Genomic DNA, 8,606 nt, shown 5'->3' with positions numbered 1-8,606 from the left:
GCGTTCGAACTCGGCGATCGCGCCCGCGACATCACCAGCCCTAGCCCGCCAGGAGGCGAGATTGCCGCGGGTGACCAGCGTGTCGGGGTGGTCGGCGCCCAGGACCCGCCGGCGGTCCTCGAGGAGGCGTTCGAACTCGGCGATCGCGCCCGCGACATCACCAGCCCTAGCCCGCCAGGAGGCGAGATTGCCGCGGGTGACCAGCGTGTCGGGGTGGTCGGTGCCCAGTACCCGCCGGCGGTCCTCGAGGAGGCGTTCGAACTCGGCGATCGCGCCCGCGTCATCACCCGCCTCAGCCCGCCAGGAGGCGAGATTGCTGCGGATGACCAGCGTGTCGGGGTGATCGGTGCCCACGACACGCTGCAGGTCATGGTGAAGGTGTTCGAACTCGGCGATCGCGCCCGCGACATCACCAGCCTCAGCCCGGCAGGTAGCGAGTTCGTTACGGCTGAACAGGGTGTCGGGGTGACCGGCACCAAGAAGGCTATCTGCCTGCGACCACAGGTCGCGGAAATGATGTGTAGCGTCCGAAATGAGCCCGGCTTTTATCAACGACTGGCCTGTGTGGAACAGCACCGGATGTCCACCGGGCATCCACAGCGCCGGGAACGTGGTGGCATGGAGGGCGCCGGCCGCTGAACGTAGTGCCAATGTGAGTGCCGCGTCGCGGTCGATCTCGGGCCAGATGCTGATGAGTGCGTCTGCTGCGATGTGTGCGAGATCAGCGAGCTGTTCGGCCGGAATGGTGTCGCGGACAGCGCGTTGCACCAGTGCGTGCGCCTGCACGGTGCGCACCGGCTGGTTGCGATCCAACGTGATCAGGCTGAAACGGTGCAGGCACCCTAAAGCATCTCGGACGATGCTGGGATCTGCCTCCGTCTCCGTGACGGCAGTGAGGTGGCTGAGGACGGCGTCACTGGTGAACACCGTAACGGGGACACCGGCGGGGTCGAGCACGCTCATCAGTTCCAGCAGAGGCCGTGCGAAGCCTTGCGGGGTCAGGGTGTTGGCGCGCTCGATCGACAGCGACCAGGTCGCCGCGACGGTGGCTCGATGCTCGTCCGGCAGGCTGCCGTCCTCTGGCAGCGCCTGCGCCAGTTTGCGGTCAGCCAGACGCTTTCGGTACTCGGCGACGGACTCCAGTGGGTTGTCGGCAATGAACGCCGCTGCCTGGGCCAATGCCAGGGGGAGATACCCGAGGTCTGTGGCCAGCGCCTTCAGCTGTTCTTGATCAGCCGCGGTCGCGGAGTGAGCTGGCAGTTTCGCGGTCAGATACGCCAGTGACACGGCTTCGGTGAACACGCCGACCTCGATGACATGTCGGTCCCCGCGTCCCAGCGCGGCGTCGCGGCGTCGGGTGGTCACCACGATGTGTCCCGCAGAGGTGGGGGGCGGCCACAGACCATGAAGATCCACGGGGTCCTGGAGGTCGTCGAGCACGATCAACCACCGGCGCTTGGTGGAGGCCAGCCAAGTCAACAACGCTCGAGCGACGTCCTCCGGCGGCCGCTGTCCAATCGAGGGATCGTCGCCCCGCAATACGTGGCGCGCGGTGTCGACGTAGCTCGTGAGGATCCCGTCGCGCGATGCGGCGTTGATCCACACCACCAGGTCGGCAGACGTGTCTGACCAGGCATGCCATGCGTGGTTGGCGGCCAGCTGCGACTTGCCGACCCCACCCAACCCCGACAGCACGACACCACGAACCTGCTCGGCGCCCACCAGCACCGCTGTCTCTCCTGACGCCAACACTCTGGACAGTTCCTGCTCGGCGTCACGGTGCTGGTAGCGGTCGGCCGGCCGCGGCGGCACTCCTACGCGCACTGGCCACTCCGCTGACGGCAGCGGCGGCTGGACGATGTACGCGGTGTTGCCGTCACCGACCAGCGCTGCGATGTTGCCATGCACGTCGTGCGTGGCTTGCGACAGCTGAGTGCTCGGCTCTGGTTCGGCGTCGGGTTCGCCGTCCTGCTGGTGGCCCATGGTCAGGATTGGGGGCCGAAGTTCATCGTGAGGGTGTTGCCGTCGCCGACCGAGACGCCCTGGTTGTGGTGCACGTTGACGCGGTACTTGCCGGCATTACTACCTTCCGGGTCGGTCAGCGCCAGCAGTCGCTGCGCCGCCGCCACCAGTTCCGCATCCGAGCCGGCATCGGCCGCGACCAACGCCTTCCTCAGCTCCTCCTGATGCTGCTGCGGATCCTCCAGCTGCCCCTCGATCACGCCCTCAGACTCAGGATCAACTCCCTTGTGCCGCAGGGCCTTCTGAGTCAGAACTTTAAGCCCCTGATAAGCCTCCTTGACCGCTGTCGACGCCGTGTCCTTCAGGCCCGCCGCAGCTCCCGCGCTCAACGCCGCCACCACGACCTCAACCGACTCGATCACTCGAACCACTCCCGCCTCGGAACGCGTTAGTCACGGGCAGTATCGACATCACCGGTCTCGCCAGTACGGCAACGACAAACACACACCCGAATGGCTCAGCCTCGGCGTGCGCGTCCTTCACACGCCCTGCTCACACCGCTGAGCGCGACGCCGCTGGCCCTACACCCAGCGTCCGGTTGGCCTGATACAGGCACTCATCGCGAATCAGCGCCCACATGACGTTCACCCGCCGGCGGGCCAACGCCAGCAAGGCCTGCACGTGGCTTTTGCCCTCGTCGCGTTTGCGCTGGTAGAACGCCTTCGAGGTGGGACAGTGAATCAGTGCCGCCATCGCGGACAGGTAGAACGCGCGTTGAAGCCGGCGGCTGTAGCGCTGCGGTCGGTGCAGGTTTCCACTGACCTTGCCCGAGTCCCGCGGAACCGGCGCCAAACCGGCGACGCTGGCCAGCCGGTCCGGCGATCCGAACGTCAACACGTCGCCACCAGAGCTGACCAGCAGCTCAGCGGCCAGCTGCGGGCCGACGCCGGGCATGCTCGCGAGAAGCACCGCCTGGTCGTGTTGCTCCAGCAGCCGCTTGAGCCAGCCGTCCAGGTCGCGGATCTCCTCGTCCAGCGCGGTCAGCATCCGCACCAGGTGCCGCACGAGGTCGGCGGCGACCTGTTCGCCGGGCACGGCGACGGACTGCTGCTCGGCCGCGCTGATGGCGCGGGTGGCGATGGCGTCGGCGTTGCGGACGTTGTGCACCTTCAGCCAAGACACCAGCTGCGACCGGGTGACCGAGCGGATCTCGGCCGGCGTCCTGAACCCGCGCAGCAGCACCAGTGCGTTCGGCGAGCGCGCCCAGGTGAACGCCCGCTCCAAGGCCGGGAAGTACTCCAGCAACAGGCCCCGCAGCCGATTGACCGTGCGGACCCGGTCGGCCACCAGGTCCTCGCGGCGACGGGTGACCATCCGCAGCTGGGCGACCAGCTCGTCGGCGACACGGACAGGTTGCAGGTCCCGGCGCATCCGAGCCTGGTCGGCGATCACCGCGGCGTCGCGGGCGTCGGTCTTGCCCTCGCCGCGGTAGGTCTCAGCGGCGCGGTGGACCAGACGACCGGGCAGGTAGAGCACCAGCGCAGCGTGCTCGGCCAGCAGCGTGATCAGCAGCATCGCCGGCCCGCCAACGAGGTCGATAGCCCAGGTCACTGGTGATCCCAGCGCTGCGACGTCGCTGATCAGAGCCCGTAAGTCCGCCTCGTCGTTGCGGACCCGCCGGGACAGCACCCGGGTGCCGTCGGTGTCGATGACCACGCAGTGGTGGTGTTCCTTGCCAACGTCGACACCGGCCCAGACCTGCGGCATCAGCGCCTCCTCCGTGCTCGTCGTGGCCATGACCCAGCAGACGAGCACGCCGGCGCTTCCTTACACAGCGATCGAGTCGCGGATCCCAATGATGCGGTCGTTCTCGTCGTGAGCACCGGGTGGCCATTCCCCTCCAGCCATGACGGCGAAGTCAGACAAGCCATGCCCGGTGCCCCTGAGCTGCGACGACCCTACGACAGCCCTCGAACAGACCCAGTGCCGGAGATCGTAAGGAAGTTCCTCCCGGCTACCCGACTCACTCTCAGGCCGTCTCCAGGCCGTCAAGCGTCGGGCAACGGTGAAGCGGCTAGAACTATCGAGAGATGTCTTCGCTGGTAGAAGGGCTTCCAGCGCCAGGAGTCCCAGGTGGACGGTCGCCGGACTCAGTACTACCAGTTCTGATCTGGGCACTGGGGTTTCTTCAGCAGCGAGAAATCCGTTGGTGGTTTGCCGGCCGGTCTTCCTAGGGTGTGGACCATGGCGGACGAGGGGCAGCCCATCTCCGTGGACGAGGACGTCTATTTCCGGAGCCCATCGGGGTTTTTCGCGCAGTTGCGCGAGACGCGGCCGGTCGCGGCGGTACAGATTCCGGGCCAGGGGCGGAGGTGGGTCGTGACGCGCTACGAGGACGTGCGGGCCGGCCTGGCCGATCCGCAGCTGAGCAAGGACCTGCACCACTGGCCCACCGGCCCGCGGACTTGGCCGAGCCAGGCCGTGAACCTGCACGCGCACATGCTCCACCGGGACCCGCCGGACCACACGAGGCTGCGCGGCCTCATGCTGAAGGCCTTCACGCCGCGGCGTATCGCGCAGTTGCGGCCACGCACGGTGGAGATCGCCGAAACGTTGCTGGCGGACATGGCGTCGGCGGGCGGCGAGATCGTCGACCTGCTCATCCGTTTCGCCCGGCCGCTGCCGATCACGGTGCTCAGCGAGCTGTTGGGTGTGCCGGCGGCCGATCGGGCGTGGCTCGAGGTAGCAGTGGTCGACTACGACAACGGCAAGGACCGCGAACGCGTCATCCGGGAGCTGGCCGTCTACTTCACAGACCTCATCACGGCCAAGCGCGCCGAGCCCGGCGACGACCTTGTCTCGGCACTCGTGCGGGTTCGCGACGAGTCCGACGCCGCCCTCACCGACATCGAGCTGCTCTCCGGCGTGTTCCAACTAGTCATGGCCGGGTTCGACACCACCGTCAACCTCATCGCCTCCGGCACCTTGGCGCTGCTGACCCACCCCGAGCAGGCAGCCCGGCTACGCGAAGAGCCGTCGCTACTGCCGGCGGCCGTCGAGGAACTGCTGCGGCACACCAACCCGCTGAACCACGCGACCGAACGGTTCACCCTCACCGACGTTGTCATCGGCGGCGTGACGATCCCGGCTGGCGAATGGGTCCTGCTCGCGACCAGTTCCGCCAACGGGGATCCGGGCCGGTTCCCCGCCCCGGAGCGACTCGACTTCAACCGCCAGCCCGGCGGGCACGTCTCCTTCGGCCACGGCATCCACTACTGCCTGGGCGCACCCCTGGCACGGTTGGAGGCGCAGGTCGCGTTCGGCGCGCTACTCACCCGCTTCCCCAAGCTCTCACTCGCCGCCACGCCGGAGGATCTCCGGTGGCGACCGGTCAGCCTGATGCACGGCCTGGAAGCCCTCCCTGTCCGACCTCACGGCCCTAGTCGACCGACCCTCCCGCTCCGTCAACGCTGAAGTAGTCCCGTAGGCGCGCGATCTTCCCGTCCCGGAGCCGAAAGATCTGCACGAACGACATGGTCGATCGGGAACCGTCGGGGAGGTCGAAGACGGTGTCGATCTCGACGACGAACGTGGAGGGGTCGACGGTGTGCAAGCAGTAGCGGGACTCCTGGATGTTGACGGCGCCGGGGACGTCGAGGTCTTGGTGGTACTGGCGGATTCCGGCACGGATGGCGGCGCGGCCCTCCAGGAGGCGAGGCAGGTGGTGGCCGGCGGGCACGAGGGGAGCCTCGAACACGCCGTCCTCGGCGAACAGGGCGGCCACGGCGTTGGCGTCACGGCCGATGGGCCCGGCGTGGAGATACCGCGAGAAGAACTCGTCGTGGGTCACTCTTTCCAAGCTATCGCCGCAACTCGGGCAGGGGGCCGAGGTCGAAGGGACGCGTCACCTTTCGCCGCCCGATCCGCCACTGGCCGGCGATCCGCTGCTATTGGTCCTCGTAGGTGCCGCCGCCGGTCATCCAAGTGCCATCGGCCAGGCGGACGTGCACGATGACCTCGCAGCGGCCGGTCAGCCGATCGAGGTCGACGACGTGGTTGACGGTGCCGTGCTGCATGACGGCAAACGCTTGCCACTGGCCCAGTCTGGCTATGCCACGCGGCGGCGGGGCGGAGTGGGCAGGCAGGCGCGAAGGAGGTCGGCGATGCCCCAAGATCGTGATTCGCGAGATCGGCCGGAACGTCGGCGGCAACCAGATGTGCCGACAGCATCCTGCGCTGCCTGGACGATCCCGACGCGCCCGGTCGATCGCGAACTGATCAGTCCACAGTGGTCTGGACCGGCAGCAGCCCGCGCTCGGCGAAGACCTCCTTGGCCACGTTGGTCGCGTTGAGGGCCCGGGGAAAGCCGCAGTAGCCGGCCGACTGCAGCAGCGCCTCGACGATCTCGGCCGGCGTGAGCCCGACGTTGAGCCCGGTGTTGATGTGCACCCGCAGCTGGGATTCGCAGCCGCCCAGCGCGGTGAGCATGCCGATGGTGACCAGCTGACGGTCCCGCGGCGCCAGCTGCGGCCGGCTGTAGATCTCGCCGTAGCCCCAGGCCACGGTCTGGTGGGCCAGCTCGGGCGAGACGTCGGCCAGCGACTCCAGCACCGCGGGACCGAGTCCCCCGGTGACCTCGTTGAGCAGCGCCATGCCCCGGTCGAACCGGGCCTGTCGATCTTCGTGCTCGGTCATAGGCCCACCTTACGACGTCACCCATTAGGATCATGCGGTGATGGCGTTCGACGGTCACGTCTGGATCCACGACGGCCAGCTCTACCTCAGCGGAAACCCCCACGGCAGCCCCGACTGGGACCGCTGTTTCACCGCCAACCCGGTCGGCATCGTCGGCGTGTACGGCGGCGAGGCGATCCTGCTCACCGGCCTGCACACCGGCCACGTCGGCGTCCGGGTCGACCTCGCCGGGGCCGATCCCGGCGCGCAGCTGGAGCGCTACGAGGACGTGGTGGAGATCGACTTCGCCCCGACCGAGGACGAGCTGCACCTGGTCGAGTGGGCCGGCGAGGACAGCCACCCGCTGGGCCCGCTGCCGGCCGGCCCTGGCAACCACCGATTGCGTTACCACGCAAGGGGAATGGACGCCGGGCACGACCTGGACACGGCGGACGATGGCGACGAGGAGCCGGTCGACGAGTACCTGGTGCAGGTGTGGCCGGCCCGCCCGTCGATGCCGGCCACGCTCAAGCTGACCAGCGCCTACGCCCGGGCCTGCCAGAGCTAGCCCTTGTGCGCGACGGTGAGCAGGTGGGAGGAGACGCCGAGCACGCTGGGGTCGGTCTCCATCAGCCGCAGCGCCCACATCAGGTGCTCACGCTGCACGGGGTCGGCCAGCCGGGCCTCAATCTCGGCGTCGGGCAGGGCCCGGGCGCTGCCCTCGATGGCGAACACCTGCGGCGCAAGGAATCCCGCCTCGATGGCCTCCTGAGCGGACTCCTCGGGGCGGTGGAAGTAGGTGTGGGTGAACCACTCGTGCCGTCCCTCGGGCGGCCGGTGGTGGCCATCGACCACAGTGGACGCCACCATGGGGTAGAACTCCTTGTACCGGAACAGATTGCGGAACAAGGCGTCGTGCAGGGACGAGAACCGGGCGATGGTGGCGGCGGCGACGTGCCCGCCGGGCTTGAGCACCCGGCGGGCCTCGCGCCAGGCGGCCAGCCGGTCCTCGACGGTCAGCAGGTGGTACAGCGGCCCGCACATGAGCACGAAGTCGTACGAGGCGTCGGCGGCGTCGAGCTTGCGCGCGTCGCCCAGAACCGCCGTGACACCGGGGATTTCCGACGCCCGAGCGACGTGCAGTGGCACGGCGTCGACCAGATCGACGCGATGGCCCAGCTCGGCCAGCCAGCGCGCGTGCACCCCGGTCCCACCGCCGATGTCCACAATGGATGAAGGCACGGCCGGCAGGTAGCGCTCGACCAGTTCCCTGGTGCGCACGAACTCCAGCAACCCGCCGCCGGCGCCGAGCCGGCCGTCTTCCCTGTCCTGCTCGTAATAGGCCTGCATCTCTCGACGGTAGCGAGCGGCGCCAGCCGTTTTCTCAGTCCCCGTAACGGATCTTGATGTCGCCGGCGGTCACGCTGCCCTCGACGTGCAGCACCGGTCGGCCGGGGTCGCCGGGCGAGGTGGCCTTGTTGTTGAACCGGCCGGTGCCCACCGACATGCCCTCGACCACCACGGTCCAGCCCCGCGGCACGAGCACCTTCATGTTGCCCCAGCCGCATTCCACGTGCAGCCGCACGTCGCGGTGCCGGCAGACCGCGTCGCTGAAGTCGATCTTCACGTTGCCCATCGAGCACCGGGCGTTGATCTGACTCGGCACCGTCCAGCGGCCGACCTGGTTGACGTTGCCCATGCCGGCGTTGAGCTCCAGCGGCCGCTCGTCCTCCAGCGGCGCGGGCGAGGTCAGGGCCACGGTCCCGTTGTGCAGGGCGGTGGGCAGGTCGGCCAGGATGACGGTCAGCTCGCCGCGCACTCTGGCCGCCGCGGCGATCGCGCTGCGCTCGCCGTACTCGTCGATCGTGATCATCCCCTGGTCCAGCGCGTCCTGGAGGATCGCGGCCGCCTGCTCGCGCTCGGCGTTGGACACCCTGAGGTTGGCCGGGTCGATCGCGTCAGTCATGGCA

Annotated in this window: 10 protein-coding genes; 2 read left to right on the top strand and 8 right to left on the bottom strand. The window is 68.5% G+C overall.

Annotated features, from left to right (window positions below; all coding sequences use genetic code 11):
- The 3 genes from ACIG5F_RS08940 to ACIG5F_RS08930 form a co-directional block, all read right to left on the bottom strand.
- Positions 1–1,983, bottom strand: a 1,983-nt coding sequence (locus ACIG5F_RS08940) for a tetratricopeptide repeat protein (protein ID WP_396516869.1), incomplete at its 3' end; no start/stop codon positions are given.
- A gap of 2 nt (positions 1,984–1,985) precedes the next feature.
- The gene (locus tag ACIG5F_RS08935; RefSeq protein ID WP_396516868.1) at positions 1,986–2,384 is read right to left on the bottom strand and encodes a hypothetical protein; all 399 of its coding nucleotides are present in this window, start codon (positions 2,382–2,384) and stop codon (positions 1,986–1,988) included.
- 130 nt (positions 2,385–2,514) lie between these two features.
- Positions 2,515–3,759 carry an IS110 family transposase gene (locus ACIG5F_RS08930; protein ID WP_396516867.1) on the bottom strand — a complete coding sequence of 415 codons (1,245 nt, stop codon included), beginning with the start codon at positions 3,757–3,759 and terminating at the stop codon, positions 2,515–2,517.
- Between the two features lie 447 nt (positions 3,760–4,206).
- Here ACIG5F_RS08930 and ACIG5F_RS08925 point away from each other — a divergent pair, with 447 nt between their 5' ends.
- Entirely contained in the window at positions 4,207–5,436 is a 1,230-nt protein-coding gene (locus ACIG5F_RS08925; protein ID WP_396516866.1) for a cytochrome P450, read from the top strand.
- Here ACIG5F_RS08925 and ACIG5F_RS08920 read toward each other — a convergent pair.
- The 3 genes from ACIG5F_RS08920 to ACIG5F_RS08910 all read right to left on the bottom strand — a co-directional run bounded on the left by ACIG5F_RS08920 (position 5,402) and on the right by ACIG5F_RS08910 (position 6,657).
- On the bottom strand, positions 5,402–5,812 hold the full coding sequence (locus tag ACIG5F_RS08920) for a nuclear transport factor 2 family protein (protein ID WP_396516865.1): 411 nt from the start codon (positions 5,810–5,812) through the stop codon (positions 5,402–5,404). The genes ACIG5F_RS08925 and ACIG5F_RS08920 overlap by 35 nt on opposite strands.
- 97 nt (positions 5,813–5,909) lie before the next feature.
- Positions 5,910–6,038, bottom strand: a complete 129-nt coding sequence (locus ACIG5F_RS08915) for a hypothetical protein (RefSeq protein WP_396516864.1) — start codon at positions 6,036–6,038, stop codon at positions 5,910–5,912.
- 202 nt (positions 6,039–6,240) lie between these two features.
- Positions 6,241–6,657 carry a carboxymuconolactone decarboxylase family protein gene (locus tag ACIG5F_RS08910; RefSeq protein ID WP_396516863.1) on the bottom strand — a complete coding sequence of 139 codons (417 nt, stop codon included), beginning with the start codon at positions 6,655–6,657 and terminating at the stop codon, positions 6,241–6,243.
- 40 nt (positions 6,658–6,697) lie between these two features.
- On the opposite strand from ACIG5F_RS08910, the gene ACIG5F_RS08905 reads away from it, so the two are divergent.
- Complete coding sequence (locus tag ACIG5F_RS08905) at positions 6,698–7,204, top strand: hypothetical protein (protein ID WP_396516862.1); 507 nt, start codon at positions 6,698–6,700, stop codon at positions 7,202–7,204.
- Here the strand turns inward: ACIG5F_RS08905 and ACIG5F_RS08900 are convergent.
- On the bottom strand, positions 7,201–7,986 hold the full coding sequence (locus ACIG5F_RS08900) for a class I SAM-dependent methyltransferase (protein WP_396516861.1): 786 nt from the start codon (positions 7,984–7,986) through the stop codon (positions 7,201–7,203). The genes ACIG5F_RS08905 and ACIG5F_RS08900 overlap by 4 nt on opposite strands.
- A gap of 34 nt (positions 7,987–8,020) precedes the next feature.
- Positions 8,021–8,602 (bottom strand): DUF1707 domain-containing protein, encoded by a 582-nt coding sequence (locus ACIG5F_RS08895; RefSeq protein WP_396516860.1) that lies wholly within the window; start codon positions 8,600–8,602, stop codon positions 8,021–8,023.
- Between the last annotated feature and the right edge of the window lie 4 nt (positions 8,603–8,606).

Source organism: Kutzneria sp. NPDC052558, assembly GCF_044547355.1.
In the GTDB taxonomy this organism is placed as follows: Bacteria; Actinomycetota; Actinomycetes; order Mycobacteriales; family Pseudonocardiaceae; genus Kutzneria.
This window is presented reverse-complemented; position numbering and strand designations above follow the sequence as displayed.

Excerpts from the sequence above, each read along its gene's own strand:
- ACIG5F_RS08895 (WP_396516860.1), bottom strand. The coding sequence starts at position 8,602 with ATGACTGACGCGATCGACCCGGCCAACCTCAGGGTGTCCAACGCCGAG.
- ACIG5F_RS08915 (WP_396516864.1), bottom strand. The coding sequence starts at position 6,038 with ATGCAGCACGGCACCGTCAACCACGTCGTCGACCTCGATCGGCTGACC.
- ACIG5F_RS08910 (WP_396516863.1), bottom strand. The coding sequence starts at position 6,657 with ATGACCGAGCACGAAGATCGACAGGCCCGGTTCGACCGGGGCATGGCG.
- ACIG5F_RS08930 (WP_396516867.1), bottom strand. The coding sequence starts at position 3,759 with ATGGCCACGACGAGCACGGAGGAGGCGCTGATGCCGCAGGTCTGGGCC.
- ACIG5F_RS08900 (WP_396516861.1), bottom strand. The coding sequence starts at position 7,986 with ATGCAGGCCTATTACGAGCAGGACAGGGAAGACGGCCGGCTCGGCGCC.
- ACIG5F_RS08925 (WP_396516866.1), top strand. The coding sequence starts at position 4,207 with ATGGCGGACGAGGGGCAGCCCATCTCCGTGGACGAGGACGTCTATTTC.
- ACIG5F_RS08905 (WP_396516862.1), top strand. The coding sequence starts at position 6,698 with ATGGCGTTCGACGGTCACGTCTGGATCCACGACGGCCAGCTCTACCTC.